This is a genomic window from Mycobacterium sp. URHB0021 (assembly GCF_054057895.1).
The window spans coordinates 4191678-4207300 of the sequence record NZ_JBSRZT010000002.1; the positions used below are offsets into that span (position 1 = coordinate 4191678).

The 15623-nt window shown below is 66.4% G+C and carries 18 protein-coding genes; 8 read left to right on the top strand and 10 right to left on the bottom strand.

Annotation, left to right across the window (positions count from 1 at the left end):
• Positions 1–38 precede the first annotated feature (38 nt).
• Positions 39–1322: a cytochrome P450 gene (locus ACVWWN_RS22935; protein ID WP_457145891.1), complete on the top strand. Its 1284-nt coding sequence runs from the start codon at positions 39–41 to the stop codon at positions 1320–1322.
• Here the strand turns inward: ACVWWN_RS22935 and ACVWWN_RS22940 are convergent.
• The gene (locus tag ACVWWN_RS22940; protein WP_457145892.1) at positions 1319–2641 is read right to left on the bottom strand and encodes an FAD-dependent oxidoreductase; all 1323 of its coding nucleotides are present in this window, start codon (positions 2639–2641) and stop codon (positions 1319–1321) included. The two genes, ACVWWN_RS22935 and ACVWWN_RS22940, sit on opposite strands and share 4 nt — an antisense overlap.
• A 59-nt stretch (positions 2642–2700) precedes the next feature.
• On the opposite strand from ACVWWN_RS22940, the gene ACVWWN_RS22945 reads away from it, so the two are divergent.
• The gene (locus ACVWWN_RS22945; RefSeq protein WP_457145893.1) at positions 2701–3342 is read left to right on the top strand and encodes a TetR/AcrR family transcriptional regulator; all 642 of its coding nucleotides are present in this window, start codon (positions 2701–2703) and stop codon (positions 3340–3342) included.
• Positions 3343–3350: 8 nt separating this feature from the next.
• Here the strand turns inward: ACVWWN_RS22945 and ACVWWN_RS22950 are convergent, their stop codons facing one another.
• The gene (locus tag ACVWWN_RS22950) at positions 3351–4046 is read right to left on the bottom strand and encodes an HAD family hydrolase (RefSeq protein ID WP_457145894.1); all 696 of its coding nucleotides are present in this window, start codon (positions 4044–4046) and stop codon (positions 3351–3353) included.
• A gap of 111 nt (positions 4047–4157) precedes the next feature.
• Between ACVWWN_RS22950 and ACVWWN_RS22955 the strand changes: the two genes are divergently transcribed.
• Positions 4158–4532 carry a ClpX C4-type zinc finger protein gene (locus ACVWWN_RS22955; RefSeq protein WP_457145895.1) on the top strand — a complete coding sequence of 125 codons (375 nt, stop codon included), beginning with the start codon at positions 4158–4160 and terminating at the stop codon, positions 4530–4532.
• Here ACVWWN_RS22955 and ACVWWN_RS22960 read toward each other — a convergent pair.
• The 5 genes from ACVWWN_RS22960 to ACVWWN_RS22980 form a co-directional block, all read right to left on the bottom strand.
• A complete protein-coding gene (locus ACVWWN_RS22960) occupies positions 4525–4920 on the bottom strand; it encodes a cupredoxin domain-containing protein (protein WP_457145896.1) in 396 nt (131 codons plus the stop codon). The genes ACVWWN_RS22955 and ACVWWN_RS22960 overlap by 8 nt on opposite strands.
• Positions 4921–5089: 169 nt before the next feature.
• Positions 5090–5488, bottom strand: a complete 399-nt coding sequence (locus ACVWWN_RS22965; protein ID WP_457145897.1) for a hypothetical protein — start codon at positions 5486–5488, stop codon at positions 5090–5092.
• Positions 5489–5502: 14 nt separating this feature from the next.
• Positions 5503–6192: a YoaK family protein gene (locus tag ACVWWN_RS22970; RefSeq protein ID WP_457145898.1), complete on the bottom strand. Its 690-nt coding sequence runs from the start codon at positions 6190–6192 to the stop codon at positions 5503–5505.
• A gap of 33 nt (positions 6193–6225) precedes the next feature.
• Positions 6226–7332: a glycosyltransferase gene (locus ACVWWN_RS22975; protein ID WP_457145899.1), complete on the bottom strand. Its 1107-nt coding sequence runs from the start codon at positions 7330–7332 to the stop codon at positions 6226–6228.
• 237 nt (positions 7333–7569) lie between these two features.
• A complete protein-coding gene (locus ACVWWN_RS22980; RefSeq protein ID WP_457145900.1) occupies positions 7570–8502 on the bottom strand; it encodes a dienelactone hydrolase family protein in 933 nt (310 codons plus the stop codon).
• A gap of 68 nt (positions 8503–8570) precedes the next feature.
• On the opposite strand from ACVWWN_RS22980, the gene ACVWWN_RS22985 reads away from it, so the two are divergent.
• The 4 genes from ACVWWN_RS22985 to ACVWWN_RS23000 all read left to right on the top strand — a co-directional run bounded on the left by ACVWWN_RS22985 (position 8571) and on the right by ACVWWN_RS23000 (position 12218).
• On the top strand, positions 8571–9488 hold the full coding sequence (locus tag ACVWWN_RS22985) for an SDR family oxidoreductase (protein ID WP_457145901.1): 918 nt from the start codon (positions 8571–8573) through the stop codon (positions 9486–9488).
• 93 nt (positions 9489–9581) lie between these two features.
• A complete protein-coding gene (locus ACVWWN_RS22990; RefSeq protein WP_457145902.1) occupies positions 9582–9890 on the top strand; it encodes a hypothetical protein in 309 nt (102 codons plus the stop codon).
• A 102-nt stretch (positions 9891–9992) separates the two neighbouring features.
• A complete protein-coding gene (locus ACVWWN_RS22995) occupies positions 9993–10436 on the top strand; it encodes a nuclear transport factor 2 family protein (protein WP_457149242.1) in 444 nt (147 codons plus the stop codon).
• A gap of 9 nt (positions 10437–10445) precedes the next feature.
• Positions 10446–12218, top strand: a complete 1773-nt coding sequence (locus tag ACVWWN_RS23000; protein WP_457145903.1) for an N-acyl-D-amino-acid deacylase family protein — start codon at positions 10446–10448, stop codon at positions 12216–12218.
• 17 nt (positions 12219–12235) lie between these two features.
• Here the strand turns inward: ACVWWN_RS23000 and ACVWWN_RS23005 are convergent, their stop codons facing one another.
• The 3 genes from ACVWWN_RS23005 to bfr form a co-directional block, all read right to left on the bottom strand.
• Positions 12236–13588 (bottom strand): glutamine synthetase family protein, encoded by a 1353-nt coding sequence (locus ACVWWN_RS23005; RefSeq protein ID WP_457145904.1) that lies wholly within the window; start codon positions 13586–13588, stop codon positions 12236–12238.
• 57 nt (positions 13589–13645) lie between these two features.
• Positions 13646–14128: a carboxymuconolactone decarboxylase family protein gene (locus ACVWWN_RS23010; RefSeq protein WP_457145905.1), complete on the bottom strand. Its 483-nt coding sequence runs from the start codon at positions 14126–14128 to the stop codon at positions 13646–13648.
• 139 nt (positions 14129–14267) lie between these two features.
• Positions 14268–14747: a bacterioferritin gene (gene bfr, locus ACVWWN_RS23015; RefSeq protein WP_457145906.1), complete on the bottom strand. Its 480-nt coding sequence runs from the start codon at positions 14745–14747 to the stop codon at positions 14268–14270.
• A gap of 242 nt (positions 14748–14989) precedes the next feature.
• On the opposite strand from bfr, the gene ACVWWN_RS23020 reads away from it, so the two are divergent.
• Positions 14990–15622 (top strand): fatty-acid--CoA ligase, encoded by a 633-nt coding sequence (locus tag ACVWWN_RS23020; RefSeq protein WP_457145907.1) that lies wholly within the window; start codon positions 14990–14992, stop codon positions 15620–15622.
• Position 15623: the final 1 nt, after the last annotated feature.

Here is a 15623-nt window from a genome sequence, read left to right on the forward strand (position 1 = left end):
CTGACGGCGCGGCTGGAAGACGGCCTAGGCTCAGGCAGATGGGCATCGTGACGCGGATCAACGGAGCGGCTCCGCCAGAGGTTCCGCTCTCCGAGGTGAATCTCGGCTCGTGGGATTTCTGGGGTCTCGACGATGATCTGCGCGATGGCGCCTTCGCCACGCTTCGGCGTGAGGCGCCGGTGTCGTACCACTCCTCGTTCTTCAGGGACGCCACCGCCGAGATGGCCGGCCACTGGGCTCTCACTCGCTATGACGACGTTTTCTATGCCAGTCGCCACCCAGAGATCTTCAGTTCGAGTCTGGGAATCACGATCGGCGACCAGAACCCCGAACTCGCCGAGTACTTCGGCTCGATGATCGCGATGGACGATCCTCGGCACTCCCGGCTACGCAATATCGTCCGTAGCGCGTTCACGCCGCGGGTTCTCGCGCTCATCGAGGACTCGGTGCGCGACCGCGCGCGGCGATTGGTGGCGGCCATGATCGCGAACCATCCCGACGGCAGGGGTGACATCGTCACCGACCTGGCCGGTCCCCTGCCGCTGCAGATCATCTGCGACATGATGGGCATCCCCGAACAGGATCAGCAGCAGATCTTTCACTGGACGAATGTGATTCTGGGATTCGGCGATCCGGACTTCGCGACAGACTTCGACGATTTCGTCCGGGTCTCGTTGGACATCGGCGGCTACGCCACCGCGCTGGCCGAGGACCGCCGGAGCAATCCCGGCGATGACCTGACCACCAGCCTGGTGCAGGCGGAACTCGAGGGTGAGCGGCTCACGTCCGGAGAAGTCGCGTCGTTCTTCATCCTGCTCGTGGTCGCTGGCAACGAAACCACGCGCAACGCCATCAGCCACGGCGTGCTGGCCCTGAGCCGCTACCCCGACCAGCGTGATGACTGGTGGGCCGACTACGACGACGTGGCGCCGACGGCGGTCGAGGAGATCGTGCGCTGGGCGTCGCCGGTGGCCTACATGCGCCGGACCACGACCCGCGATATCGAGTTGGGGGGCGCGACCATGGCCGCGGGCGAAAAAGTCACGCTGTGGTACGGCTCGGCGAACCGCGACGAGTCGAAGTTTGCCGATCCGTGGCGCTTCGACGTGCGCCGTCATCCCAACCCGCATGTCGGGTTCGGCGGCGGCGGAGCCCATTTCTGCCTGGGAGCCAATCTTGCCCGCCGCGAGATCACCGTCGCGTTCGAAGAACTGCACGGGCGTGTTCCCGACATCACCGCAACGGAGGAGCCCGATCGGCTGCACTCCGCGTTCATCCACGGCATCAAGCGACTCCCGGTGTCCTGGGCGCCGGGAGGTTAGGCGGCGCTGGCGTCTTCGCCGCAGATTTCGGCGAGTTCCTCCCTCGTCGGCCCCGCCGCAGGCAGGGGCCGCCATCCGGTGGCGTAGACGGCACGAGCAAGTGGCTCGGCGGGTGTCAGGCTCGCCGGCAGGGCATCCATGGTGGTGTACAGACGGGCGATGTGCGTCACGCGCGGATCGGCCGCACCCGCCGCGACGATCAGGTCCGATGGCAGCCGACGGCGCAGATCGACGTCCCCGCCCGACCATCGGCGCATCCGGTCCGCGTCCGTGTGTCGATGGTCGTCGAACCACGGCCTGATGTTGTCCACGCACCATCGGTCGAACTGCGTTGTGGCCATGGCGATGTCATCACCGGCGAGTTCAAGGATCCGGACGAGCTCACCTGCCTGCAGCAGTGCCAGCGATACCCCGCGCCCGGCCAGCGGGGTGGTGGTGCACACGGCGTCACCGACGGAAATCAGGCCGGTCAGCACCGGCCGACCGGCTCGGTCGAGCTGGCCGCGGTACGTGTTGTAGAGCCGTCCGCCCGGAAGTGCCGGAGAGACCGGTTGCGACCGTGTCGGATCTGTCCACTCGGAGAGGCGCGGTATCGCGCGCACGGCCTCGTCGAATACCTCGTCGTGGCGGAGCCGACGAAGCCGTTTGTCGGAGCCGTCATGGGTGAACGTGACGGAGAACATGGGGCCGTCATGAAGAAACGCGACCGCGAAGTAGCCGGCGAACCCCAGCGACAGCCCTATCGGTGAGTTCACCGGCCCGGCCGGTGCGCCGTCACGCAGCGAGAATTGGCGGGTCACGTAGACCGCCCCGCAGTCGTCGCCTTCCGCCCGCGGGCGGATCCCGTCGGTGAATCGGCTGGCCCGGCCCGACGCGTCGATGATGAGTGCGGTCGGAAGCGTGCGGCCGTCGACGGTCAGTGCGCTGACCCGACCTCGTTCGCTGTGGATTCCTTCGGCGTGTCCAATGATGAGGGCGACGCCGGGTTCTGCTGTCGCGGCGTTGCGCAGCATGCGTTCGAACAACGTCCGCCGACACAGGAGCGCCAGCGGCCGACCGTCCGGGCCGAGTTCGATCCTCGCGCCTGCGGCGGTCAGATTCGCGAGCACATCGGGCATTTCGGCACGCAGCGCAGCGACGACCTGGCCGCGGAAGGTGTGGGCGTGATGGAACTGCATCACGCCCTTCCTGTCCCATCGGCTGCCGGCCGGAGGCGGTCCGCCGTCGCGATCGATCACCACGACGTCGTGACCGCGACGGGCCAGTGAGATCGCAACGAACAGGCCGGTCGGGCCGGCGCCGACAATGACAACTCGCACACTCGCTCCCGTAATTAAGGTAACATTCAGTGTAATGAATACACTCAGAGTGAACTAGAATGACGGAACCTGTCAAGCGTGATTACCGCTCGAACCTGCGGGCCGCCCAGGCGCAGGAGACGCGGCGTTCCATCGTCGAAGCCGCCGCACGGCTGTTCGTCACCGAGGGCTACGGCGCGACCACGATCGGCGCGGTGGCCGATGCCGCCGGCGTGAGCCGCAAGACGGTGTTCACCGCGGTGGGCGGCAAGCTGGACCTGCTGAAGGTCGCGATGGACTGGGCAGTCGCCGGGGATGACGAGCCGGTTCCACTGGGCGAGCGAATCGCAATGCGGCGGCTTCTCGATCGGGACGAACCGAGGGGGCTGCTCACCGACTGGGTGGGCCTGCTGGTCGGCATCGACACCCGCGTCGCCGCGCTGTCCCGGGCGCTCGAGGTGGCCGCAGGCCTCGAACCACAGGCCGCGATGCTGGTCGAGCAATCGCAACGACAGCGACTCGACGGCGCCCGCCTGATCGTCAAACGTCTGATCGCTCTCGATGCACTGCAGTCCGGGTTGACCCGGCGCGAGGCCGTCGACGTGGCGTGGCTGGCCACCGACACCGCGCTGTTCGATCGGCTGGTTATCGTGCGGGGTTGGTCACCAAGCCGGTTCGAGGCGTGGCTGTCCGCCGCCCTGTGCCGCCAGTTGCTGGGCTGACGACATGGTCAGTGGGCCGACACGGTGTCTGCCAGCACGGCTATGGGCGATCTGTCGAGGTGCTTGCACAGGTCGAGAGCATTATCGAAAACGACACGTGCACCGGCGTCTTCGAGCTCCGCCCGGGATACCCCGCCGCTGCACAACCCGATCGACGGCACCCCGGCTTTCCGGCTGGCCTTCATGTCCCAGATGGCATCGCCGACGAAGACGGCGCCATCGCTGTCGACACCCGCCCGGTCGAGCGAGACCTGCACGATGCCGGGCTGTGGCTTGGCGGTGTCGACATCCTCCGACGACGTCACGACGGAGACCAGGTCTTCGCAGGCCAGCACGTTCCGTGTCAGGGCCAGTTCCTCCTCCGGGGCCGACGTCGCCAGAACGATCTGCAGGCCGAGATCCCCGACGCGTTCCAGAAGTCCGCGTGCGCCGGGCAGCCGTCGCATCAGCGGTGCTGTTTCTTGGTAGAACCTGCCATGCAGGTCCTTCGCGCGGCTGCGAACGGCGTCGTCCGCATCACCCGCCAGCGATGAGAGGAGCAGCGAACCGTCCATGCCGATCGCCCGGTGGATCCGCCACGCTTCGACGGAAAGGCCGACCTCGGTGAAGGCCCGCTGCCACGCGTGGACATGCAAATAGTTCGAATCGACCAACGTGCCGTCGATGTCGAACAGCACGGCGGGAGCCCTGGTGTCGGTGGCCATGCCGCCGGGTGCCCGGGGCCGGGATCCGTTAAACCGGCGTGCCGTGTGCTTGTTGCGATGGTTTGTCAGGGCTAGCCTGACATGTGTTGAGTCAGGAGGTGCCTGACAACTGTGGAGGGTCCGACGTCTCCCGAGCCGTTCGAAGCGCGGTGCTCCTTCTGCGGCAAACTGCACACGGACGTGGCGAAGCTCATTGCCGTGCCCGGGCTCTACATCTGCGATGGCTGCGTGGGGTTGTGCGTTGACATCCTCGCCGAGGAATCGCCCGCCGCTCCTCCATCACTGCCCGAATGGGCTTCGCTCTCGAATGACGAACTGCTGGAAGGAATCCCGTTCATCGCATCGTCGGCGGCCCAAATCGGATCAGGGTTGCGCGATCGCGTGCACGAACTGCGAGAGCGAGGCGTCTCCTGGGCCCGCATCGGCGCGGCGCTGGGCATGACCCGCCAATCTGCCTGGGAGCGGTTCTCACCCGCGTCTACTTGACGATGAGTGTGCTCTTCATCGAGGGGTGATAGACGCAGTAGAAGGTGTACTCGCCCGGCTCGGTCGGGGCGGTCAACGTGCCCTGTTCGCCGCCGTCGACATGGACGTCGAACTTTCCTTTGTCGTCCGACGTGACCGAATGCTCCACCGTGTCGTCGTTCTTGATCGTCACCTGCGTACCCGGCGACACGGTGACGGTGTCTCCGAACTTCATGCTTGCGATGGTGATGGTCGATCCGGCGGCCGCGGCGGGCCCGCTGGTCTCCGCCGGACTGGCGGTCGCGGTGGCCGTTCCCGACTGCTCGGAGCTGGTAGCGGAACCGCCGCACGCGGTGGCCACCGCCGTGATGAGACAGATCGTCGCGCAGAACAAACCGAACTTCTTCATCGTGACCCCTTTGACCGGATGCGCTTTTCGTAAGAGACACGATTGCCGATCCAATTCGGTTCACCGATGGCCCGTTTCGGAGCTCGGAGTCGCGATCCGGAAAGGTAAACGGCGTAAACGGGGCCGGAACCCACTGTGGGACAACGGATTACGGGCCGTGGTTCGACGACTAGAGAGTAGCGACGAGCGGTCCCCTCGGCTGACAGAACGGCTGTGGTGGATTGCCCTTGGAGGCGCATCCCCTGCCGGTGGCGATGTACGTCGCGCCGGGCCGGTACGGCTGGTAGAAGACCTGCGCGGGCAGGATCCCCTGCCCGAGGGCGCACTGTTCGGCGTCGCTGCTGCCCTGCAGCTGAACGCATGCCACCATTTGGAACGTCATCGATTGATCGCACGCCGCGGGTGACACCGTCGCCGTCACCACACTGGTGCCGGACAGGTCGACCACGTGCGGCGGGGACAGCGTGTAGGTGCATGGCGGCGGGCCCGGTTCGGCGCCGGCCACCGGCGTGATGCCGGCCATTCCCAACGCCACCACGGCGGCAAGGATCGCAGCAAACCGGATCATCTCTGGATGGTAGTTCACCGCATGTGCTGTTCATCGATGATGAACAGACAAAGAGTGATGGCGAGAAATCCAGAGGGCAACCAGATGGCGTGCACACCCCAGGCGCGGCTGGCGATCGCGCCGATGAGCGCACCGGAGGCGAACGCCAGAATCAAGGAGCCGTAGACAGCGAAGGCGCGCCGGGAGGCCGCCTTCTTCTCCACGAACCCGTCGTAGCCGGCCTCGACGAACCGCATCAGATTCCCCGTGGTGGCGACGGGCAGGTAGACGAGTTCGCCGATATTGCGAAAGAGACCGATCTGGACCGCTGCCAGAAAGCTGATCGGCACCGTGACATAGCTGTGCGGCACCGACGGCGGAACGAAGCCGATGATTCCCAAGGCCAAGGCCTGAACCGCCATCGTCCAGATCAGCGGCCGGGGCACCTTGCGCTCCACGCGACCGGACTTGATGTGCGAGGCCAGCCCCACGCCTGCGATGAACGCTAGCAGTGGCCACAGATGAGCCAGGGCCAGCGCGAACTTGCGCTCGGAGAAGTCGATGGCGCCGAAGATGACATTCGCGGTCTGGACGTTCGCGAACACTCCGCCGCGCGCCAGGTAGGTGTGCGCGTCGAGGAAACCGTTGGCCAATGTGAGCAGGAGGGCGAACCACAGGCTTCTCGTCCGCTGGGCGTCCGCGGGGCCGGTAACTGGGCCAACCATCCGGACAACCTAGCCCGGCGCCGCCGACCGTGCCTAGCCTGCGCCCAAAGCGCCGAGCATGCCGGCCGCCGAGCGGGGCCAGGTGAACTGCTCGGCCCGTCGGCGTGCGCTGTTGCGCCGCAGCCGTTCGGGTCTGCTGATGATCGACGCGACGGCACGCGCGATGGCGTCCGGGTCGTTGTCCGCGGTCGCCCCGCTCTCGGAGGTGAGGATCTCGGCCAGCGCCGAGGTCCGCGACACCACGGCAGGAGTGCCGCAGGCCAACGCCTCGAGGGCGGCCAGCCCGAACGTCTCGTGCGGACCGGGTGCCAGTGCCACATCGGCGGTCGCCAGGATGGTGGCCACCGTGTTCCGGCAACCGATGTAGCCGGTGAAATCCACCGGCAGCCGGGCGGCCTGGCGTTCCAGCCGCGCCCGCAGCGGGCCCTCCCCGACGATCACCAGTCGCGCGTCGACCCCCGAATCACGCAGCGCGGCAACGGTATCGATGCTGCGATGGGGATGTTTTTCCACCGACAGCCGGCCGCAGTGGACGAGCAGGGTCTGCCCGGGTCGCACCCAGCATTCCCGCACGAGCGCCGACCGGCGGCTGGGATGGAACTGGTCGAGATCGACACCCAGCGGCACCGTGAGGACGTTCGGCGCGTGGATGCGGTCGAACTCCTCCCGCGCGAATGCCGTCGTGCACACCACGGCGTCGTAGTTGGCGGCCGTGTGACGGTTGGCGGCGTCGGCGATCGTGCGGGCGACGCGAGCCGGCAGTATCTGTCCGACCAGTCGGTCGAGGCGTTCGTGCGAGATCATCACGGTGGCCACCCCGTGCCGGCGCCCCCAGCCGCCGAGGCTACGCAGGGTCAGCCGGTCCGACACCTCCAGCGCCTCGGGCGCCAGTTGCTCCAGTAGCGATGTCACCGGTCCGGGCAGCACCGCGCGGTAGCCGCCGGTGAACGGGATCAGTCTGGCCGGTAGGGAGATACGGACCACCCCCGACGGGAGTTCGTGCCACTGGGAGTAGCGGCCCGGCACCACCAGGAAGACATCGTGGCCCGCGGCGCAGTACTCCGCGCCCAGCCGGTCCACCGCAGTGCGCAGGCCTCCCGAACGCGGGCCGTAGAAGTTGGCGACCTGAACCACCCGCATGGCTGAATCAGAACTGGCACGCGTGTGCGGTCAACAACGCGACACCGACCGTGGGGAAAACGGTGCGTGAACACGCCGCCCCCACTCTCCGCGGGAGTGCGTGTCCGCCGGCGACACGCCGTTGCGACTCCCGAGTTTCCGCACGCTCGCTGCACCGTGGATTGTCGCGACGGTGCGCGAACTCGCGGAAATCCGCGGCGTGTCGGGCTCAGACACGCACGCTCGCGGAGATGGTGGTCAGCCGACGTATTTGCTGAACCAGTCCTGCACGCGGCGCCAGGCGTCCTCGGCTGCGGCGGCGTTGTAGCGGTCACCGGTGTCGTTGAAGAAGGCGTGATTGGCATCGGGTTCGGTGATCAGGTCGTGGACCAGTCCGGCCTTCTCGAGCGCCGCCCTGACGACCGGCTCCGTGGACGTGACGCGCTGATCTTGCGCGCCGTAGAACCCAAGGACTGCAACATTTTTCGAGCCGGAGAAGTCGGGATTGTCCGGAGCGGGGCCATAGAACGGCACCGCCGCGGCCAGTTGCGGCTCGCCGGACGCGAGTAGCTGCCAGGCCAGGCCGCCGCCCATGCAGAAGCCGACCACGGCGACCTTCTTGTCCGGGACCCGGCGCTGCAGTTCGCCGACACCCGACTTGAGGTTGGCGACGAATTCCTCGGGCGCGATCTTGCCCAGCGCCGCGGTGGCTTCGGCGGGGTCGGTGAACTTGGCCGTACCGCCCTGGCCGGACAGCAGGTCGATGGCCAACCCGGAATAGCCGATGCCGGCGAACCGGGACGCGACCGACCGGGCCCAGTCGTTCAAGCCCTTGTTCTCGTGAATGACCAGCACTCCTCCGCGGGCGGCCGGCGCCTCGGCCCACGCCCCCTGCAGTTCGCCCTGGGGACCCGTCCAGGTGATGGGTGCGGTGGGCACCGCCTTGTCCATGCCGGGCGGCGCGGCGGCGCTCGGGGTGGCGGCGGCACTGGAGGTGGCGGCGCCGGTGGAGGTCACCGGGGCCTCCGCGGTGGGCTTCTGGTTCTCCCCACACGCGGCGATCAGGGCGGTGGCAGCAGCGGTGCTCACGCCCAGCAGCGCGAGCCTGCGCAGGGCCTCGCGTCTGGACAGCAGACCGTCGACGTGGTCGGTGGCGATTTCTTCGGCGATATAGCGCTGTAGCGGTGTCACCTTCGCGAGTATGCCTCCGGAAGCTGAATCGCCGTTGACGAATGCCTTTACAGGCAATACTCAGACTCATGGAATGGACACCGGATCGCGGCGCGCTGCACGGCCGCATTGCCGTGGTCGCCGGCGCGACCCGTGGCGCAGGCCGCGGCATCGCGGCGGCGCTCGGTGAGGCCGGTGCCACCGTCGTCTGCACGGGCCGCAGCAGCGTCACGGGCAACGCCGGTTCCGACTACGACCGCCCCGAAACCATCGAGGAGACCGCCGAACTGGTCACCGAACTCGGCGGGGTCGGCATTCCGGTCCAAGTCGACCACCTCGACATCGCTCAGGTGCGTGGGCTTGCCGACCGCATCCGTGCCGACCACGGGAGGATCGACATCCTCGTCAACGACATATGGGGAGCCGAGATCCTCAAGGGCGGCCCGTCGTCGTGGAACAAACCGATCTGGGAACACGATCTCGACGACGGGCTGCGGATACTGCGGCTCGGCATCGATACCCACCTGATCACCTCGCACTGTCTGCTGCCGCTGCTGGTCACCGGGCCCGGCGGGTTGCTCGTCGAGGTGACCGACGGGACAAAGGAATTCAACGACGCCACCTACCGGATCTCGGTTTTCTACGACCTGTCCAAGACAGCGGTGAACCGGCTCGCCTTCAGCCACGGCCACGAACTGAGGGTGTTCGGCGCCACCGCCGTCGCCGTGACGCCCGGTTGGCTGCGGTCGGAGATGATGCTCGACAACTGGCAGGTCTCCGAGGAGAACTGGCAGACGGCGCTGGACCCGTACCGGTCCGACGGCCCGATCGCTCCCCCGGGCTTCGCCGAGTCCGAGACGCCTCGGTACGTCGGAAGGGGCGTGGTCGCGATCGCCGCCGACTCGGACAGGTCGCGCTGGAATCAGCGGTCGGTGACCTCGGCCGAACTCGCGGAGGAGTACGGCTTCACCGACACCGACGGCCGCCAACCGGATGGCTGGACATAGTCAGCGCCGCCGGCAGCGTGCCAAGTAGACATTTCTCGAAATCTGTTCACAGATTCCGTTGACACCCGCCACCACGCGCTGTTCGATGACCTGGTGAGCCACGACATCGTCATTCGTAACGGCCGCTGGTTCGCTGGCAGCGGCGGCCCGTCGGCGCAGCGCAACCTCGGTATCCGCGACGGCCGGGTCGTGGCGATCACGCCCCACGAGCTCGATGCGACGGATTGCCCGCTCACCGTCGGCGCGGCGGGCACGTGGGTGATGCCCGGCGTCACTGTCGGAATCATCGACCTGCTGGTCGTCGACCCGGCGCGGCTCGACGCGTCGCTGGACGACTACGCCGGGGACCGCGTCGAACAGTACGGCGGCCTGGCACGCTGGGTGGGCGCGCGGTGTTCTTGAACGGCAAGGCCACCGGGCTCGTCGGCACGCACCGCACCGGCAGGTTCCTGCGCGCCGCGCACAAGGCGCTGGCCGTTACCTCGAATGAAGGCGAGTTGGCAAGTGTCAGTTGAGCATACGGTCGTCGGAATGTGGAAGGCGCTGTCGGCCCGGGACTGGAATTCGCTGAAGACCTTCCTGTCCGACGACTGCATCTATTACGACGTGCCCTATGGCCCGGCCGCGGCTGCCCGCGGGCCGGAAGACATCGTCAAGCGCATCCGGATCGCCTTTGATCAGCTCGAGTCCTATGAGAACTTTCCCGGTCTGCTGCTGACCAACGGCGCGGATGCGATGTACGAGCACCATGAGGCATGGTATTGGCCGACAGGCGAGTCCGCGGTGAATCGATTTGTGAGCGTCCATCGCGTGGAGAATGGCAAGATCACGCTCTGGAGGGACTACTGGGACATGGCGACGCTGGCCAATTCCGCACCGCCGAACTGGGTGGAGAACCTCATGACTTCCGACATGTCGTGGATTTTCGACGCCACCGGTCTGGTCTGAGGACGCCCCATGTACGACCTGAAGATCACCGGCGGGACCGTCGTCGACGGGACAGGCGCCGACCGATTCCGCGCCGATATCGGCATCAAGGACGGCAAGATCGTCGAGGTGCGCCGATGCGCCGGTGACGAGGCAGGGCTGAGGGGCTCCGAGAACCCTGCGGCGCAGACCATCGATGCCATCGGTGGCATCGTGGCGCCGGGGTTCGTCGACATCCACACCCATTACGACGGGCAGGTCAGCTGGGATCCGCTGTTGGAGCCGTCGAGCCTGCACGGCGTCACCACCGTTGTCGGCGGGAACTGCGGGGTGGGGTTCGCCCCGGTCGCACCCGGTCGCGAGCAGTGGCTGATCGAATTGATGGAAGGCGTCGAGGACATTCCCGGATCCGCCCTGGCCGAGGGGATCACCTGGCAGTGGGAGAGCTTCCCCGAATACCTCGACGCGATCGAGAAGCGTCCACTCGCCATCGATTTCGGCACCCAGATCGCCCACGGCGCGGTGCGCGGCTACGCGATGGGTGACCGCGGTGCCCGCAACGAAGAGGCCACCGACGGCGACATCGCCGCCATGGCGAGGATCGTCCAGGAAGCCATCGAGGCGGGCGCACTGGGATTCTCGACGTCCCGCACCGAGGGGCATCGCGCCATCGACGGCGAGGCGGTGCCCGGGACGTACGCGGCCGAGCGGGAGCTGTTCGGCCTGGGGCGGGCGATGGCAGCCGGCGGCCGCGCGGTGTTCGAGGTGGCGCCGGAGGGCATCGCCGGCGAGAGCCCCGCGGAGGTGTCGATGAGAGAGCTCGACTGGATGACCAAGCTGGCGGCCGAGATCGAACGGCCCGTGTCGTTCGGCATGATCCAGTCGTCCGGACTTCCGGACCTGTGGCGGGACATGCTGGATCGTGCGGGGAAGGCGCTCGAGAACGGAATCGAGCTCTACGCCCAGATCGCCGCGCGACCGTTCGGGATGTTGTTCGGTTTCCCCGGCTACCACGCGTTCACCCACCGGCCCACGTTCCGAAAGCTGAAGGCGCAGCTGGACCGCGACGAGTTGGCGCGCCGCCTGGCCGAGCCGGCGGTGCGCGCGGCGATCCTGTCCGAGGATGACCTTCCGCCGCAGCCGCTTCCGTTGTTCGACGGCATGTACGCCCTCATCCAGTACAGCGCGAACCGCATCTACGCGATCGGCGACCCGCCCGACTACGAGCCGACGGCCGAGCAGACAGTGGCGGCGATCGCCGAGCGCCGCGGCGAGGACCCGCTGGCCACGATGTACGACCTGATGCTGGAATCGGAAACCTCGGCACTGTTGATGCTGCCGTTCTACAACTATGCCGCGGGGAACCACGACGTGATCTACGAGATGATGACCCACCCTGCCGCCGTTTCCGGTCTGTCCGACGGCGGTGCGCACTGCGGGCTGATCTGCGATGCGTCCTACCCGACGTTCCTGCTGACCCACTGGGCGCGCGACCGGCACCGTGGTCCGAAGTTCCCGCTGGAGTACGTGGTACGCAAACAGACGCTGGAAACCGCAACGCTGTACGGTCTGTCCGATCGGGGCGTCATCGCTGTGGGCAAGAAGGCCGACCTCAATGTCATCGACATGGATGGCCTGATGCTCGAGTTGCCGCGCATGGCCTACGACCTGCCGGCCGGCGGCCGGAGGCTGATCCAAGGCGCCAAGGGCTACGACGCGACCGTTGTCAGCGGAGAAGTGACCCGACGCAACGGAGTTGACACCGGCGCCCGGCCCGGTCGGCTGCTGCGCGGGGTCCGGTAGTCAGCCGGGGCGTTGAGTCACACGCTCCACGCCAGTCGGAACTTCTCCGCGAGCTCCTCCGGGCTGAGATCACCGTAGTTCTGCTGCTCGTAACGCCGCACGGCGACGATGGCATCCACCGGCTCGTCGCCGAGAATGCTTCTCAACAAAGCGGATTCGTCGAGGGCGTCGAGCGGCTCGGATGGGCTTGTCGGCAGCAACGTGATACCGGCCTGTTGGCGTTGAGCGTCGGTGAGTTGGGCGGGGTCGACCGTCGTCTCCGGCGGCAGCGTGAGTTCACGTTCGATTCCGTCCAGAGCGAGCCCGAGAATCGCTGCGGTCGCGAAGTACGGGTTGGCAGACGGGTCGATGACCTTGACTTCGACGTTCGCGCCGTAAGGGTTGCTGGGTCCTCCGGCGAGGAAACGCACTGCGGCTTCCCGGTTCTCCGTGCCCCAGCCGACATACGCGCCGGACCAGTGACCTGGTTGCATCCGCAGTCCGGACAGGATCGAGCCGCACAGGATGCCCTGGGCTGCCGGTATGCCGGCGAGCAGGCCACCGATCGCGGACTCCCCCTCGGACGTCATGCCCGCGGCGCCGGCACCACCGGAGAACAGCGGAGTTTCACCGCGCCGCATCGAAAAGTGTTGATGTGAACCCGATCCGACGCTGCCCGCAAACGGCACCGGAGACAGGCTCACCCGCAACCCGTGCTGCCGGGCCACCCGGCCGATGATGATGCGCATCAATATCAATTGGTCCGCGGCAGCCACCGGCGACTGCGGCGAGAGCGAAATCTCGAACTGGTTGAGCCCGTACTCGGGATGAAACTGCTCGATCGCGACGCCGGATCCGGTGGCCGCATTGGTGACATCGCGAACGAAGCCCTCGAACTCGAGTACCCCTGCCAGGCCGTACTGCGCCCACATGCGCGACGGCAACGCGGCGCCGTCGGGTCCGACGAGCACAAATTCCATCTCGTGTCCGACCACCGCGCTGATTCCGGCGTCGGACAGCTTGTCCTCGACCCGGCGCAGCACACCACGGCTACAGTATGGGTCGGGCGAACCGTCCTGATTGTAGAAAGCGCCCGGCGCCCAAGCCAATCCGTCGCCGAGGATGCGCAGCGCGCCCAGATCGATGCGGATGCGCTGGTCCCCCACCACGCCGAGTGCGTCGCCGAACACGACACCGACCTGGTCGATGCCGAACGCATGCCAGACCGGGCTCGCCCCGAGGCCTGGATCAGCGAAGGCCCCCATCCGGCGCAGCGGCACCGTCTTCGCATGGGTGAGCCCCGCGGGGTTGACCACGGTGCCGATCAGGGTGGCCACCCCGTCGGCCTCCAGTTGGGCAATGGCCGCTGCGGCGAGGGGTTTGGCTGCCATGCCTGCAGCTTAGAAGGAACTCGGGGGGTTCGGCAGAGAGGAACCGGGTGACGAAAACTACAGCGTGATTTTGCATGTTTGGCCGATATCGAGCGTTCGCAGCATGCGACCCATGCCCAGCCACATGGCGCACGACAACGCCAGATCCGTCAACAACTCGTCACTGAACTGCTCGCTGCAGCGGTCCCAGAAATCCTCGTCGTCCCGCAACGCGGTGTGGTCACTGGCGAAGCGTTCCGCGAACTCGGCGGCGATGCGTTCAGCGGGGCTGTACCCGGGCCAGGTGCGCCATTCGGCGGCATGGTCATAGAGGTCCTCGTCGACACCCGCCGCGATGCCGTCGGAGTCGCGCGTCTGCTGGCACACCACGCACTCGTTGTCGAGCGCGATGACCATTCTGGCCAACTCCCGCACCCGCATCGGCAGCCGGTTCCTCGTGTAGACCGCGGTGGTGAAGCGGGCCATCGCCACACCGATATCGGGCGATTTCGCCACCCAGGCAGCGGCGTCGTCATCGGCGTAAGGTCCAATTCGGCTCATGGCGGGATCGTACGCCCGAGCGCCCCTGATTGGAACACGTTCTAGTTTCCGATCACCCTGTCACGGTTCACCCGGGCGTGAGCGCAGTCGATCGGCCGTGCGCAGCGCATAGCGGGCGGTAAACGAGGTTCTGCCTGGGCTACTGCGGTGGCCGCGACACGCACTGGGCCGAGTAGAGCTCCTCGCCCAGCTTCACCATCAGTTCCAGCTGCGTCTCGAGATAGTCGATGTGCAGTTCCTCGTCGGCCAGTATCTTCTCGAGCAGGTTGGCGGAGGTGGCGTCGCCCTTCTCGCGGCACATGATGATGCCGGGCTTCAGCCGCGCCATCACCTCGTATTCGATGGCAAGATCGGCTTCGAATTGTTCACGAATCGTCTGACCGACACGTAGCGAAAAGAGGCGCTGGTAATTCGGCAGTCCGTCCAGGATGAGGATGCGATCGGTGATGTGCTCTGCATGCACCATTTCCTCGAACGATTCTTTTCGAGTGTGCTCCGCCAATTCGGTGAAGCCCCAGTTGTCCTGCATCTTGGAGTGCAGGAAATACTGGTTGATTGCCGTGAGCTCGCTCGTCAATTGCTCGTTGAGCAATTTCAGAACGTCCGGGTCGCCTTGCATGGTCGCTCCTAAGCAACGTGGGGGCTGGTCGAGTGTCGCAGACTGTCGTGCCCGTTCAATCTAGTGCAGCGCCCACCGGCCTGGCGAACCATCTCCACTGATGTAGGCGTGTTTCACGCGCTCCGCCAACAAACTTCGGCTCCGGGCGACGCGATCGGCCGGCAGGCGGTGGACTGGCTAAGCTAACTAAGGTTAGACTGCGCTAACGACAACGCGACGGCCTCGGCCAGACGGGAAAACGGATGAGTGAGTACGATTTGCACTCGCTTATTCTCGCGTGCGATTACCGCGTCGATGATGTCGAACAAATGTGGCGATGGATCAAAAAGCACAAAGATGGTCTCGCTGCCATCGGTGCGCACCATGTGGTTCTCTACGAATCGATTTGGGAGCCCCGGCGGGTATTGGTCACAATCGGAATTCGTCACGCCCGGTCAATTCGAGAGGTGTTGCGATCGCCGGCGCTATTCGAATGGTTCGACATCTCCGGCGCGGACGACATTCCGCCGATATTCGGCGGCGAGGTCGTCGAGAAGATCGATCTGTACGGCCCGTCGTCCGAAGAGCACGTCGGCCAGGTCGTGGTGGGCGTGATGTCCTCCGTCGGGGATGTGTCGGCGCTGATGGTCAAGGTGCACGACGGTCTCGACCGTTTCAAGAGCGGCGGCGTGCGCAAGATCTGGGTCTACGGCGCCCTCGACGACGGTCACGAAGTGATGATCCTCCAGGAGATCGAGGACGAGGTCAGCGCCCGGCAGTGGATCGAGCATCCCGACGCCGCCGCGGAGTGGATGTGCAACGCCGGTCTCGGCGCCTATCCGACCCAGTTCGTCGGCAAGTTCGCCCATCTCATGGCTGTCGAAGAGCCGAGTTGAC

Excerpts from the sequence above, each read along its gene's own strand:
- ACVWWN_RS22985 (WP_457145901.1), top strand. The coding sequence starts at position 8,571 with ATGGAATGGACACCGGATCGCGGCGCGCTGCACGGCCGCATTGCCGTG.
- ACVWWN_RS22970 (WP_457145898.1), bottom strand. The coding sequence starts at position 6,192 with ATGGTTGGCCCAGTTACCGGCCCCGCGGACGCCCAGCGGACGAGAAGC.
- ACVWWN_RS23020 (WP_457145907.1), top strand. The coding sequence starts at position 14,990 with ATGAGTGAGTACGATTTGCACTCGCTTATTCTCGCGTGCGATTACCGC.
- ACVWWN_RS22935 (WP_457145891.1), top strand. The coding sequence starts at position 39 with ATGGGCATCGTGACGCGGATCAACGGAGCGGCTCCGCCAGAGGTTCCG.
- ACVWWN_RS23000 (WP_457145903.1), top strand. The coding sequence starts at position 10,446 with ATGTACGACCTGAAGATCACCGGCGGGACCGTCGTCGACGGGACAGGC.
- ACVWWN_RS22945 (WP_457145893.1), top strand. The coding sequence starts at position 2,701 with ATGACGGAACCTGTCAAGCGTGATTACCGCTCGAACCTGCGGGCCGCC.
- ACVWWN_RS22950 (WP_457145894.1), bottom strand. The coding sequence starts at position 4,046 with ATGGCCACCGACACCAGGGCTCCCGCCGTGCTGTTCGACATCGACGGC.
- ACVWWN_RS23010 (WP_457145905.1), bottom strand. The coding sequence starts at position 14,128 with ATGAGCCGAATTGGACCTTACGCCGATGACGACGCCGCTGCCTGGGTG.
- ACVWWN_RS23005 (WP_457145904.1), bottom strand. The coding sequence starts at position 13,588 with ATGGCAGCCAAACCCCTCGCCGCAGCGGCCATTGCCCAACTGGAGGCC.
- ACVWWN_RS22965 (WP_457145897.1), bottom strand. The coding sequence starts at position 5,488 with ATGATCCGGTTTGCTGCGATCCTTGCCGCCGTGGTGGCGTTGGGAATG.
- ACVWWN_RS22960 (WP_457145896.1), bottom strand. The coding sequence starts at position 4,920 with ATGAAGAAGTTCGGTTTGTTCTGCGCGACGATCTGTCTCATCACGGCG.
- bfr (WP_457145906.1), bottom strand. The coding sequence starts at position 14,747 with ATGCAAGGCGACCCGGACGTTCTGAAATTGCTCAACGAGCAATTGACG.
- ACVWWN_RS22975 (WP_457145899.1), bottom strand. The coding sequence starts at position 7,332 with ATGCGGGTGGTTCAGGTCGCCAACTTCTACGGCCCGCGTTCGGGAGGC.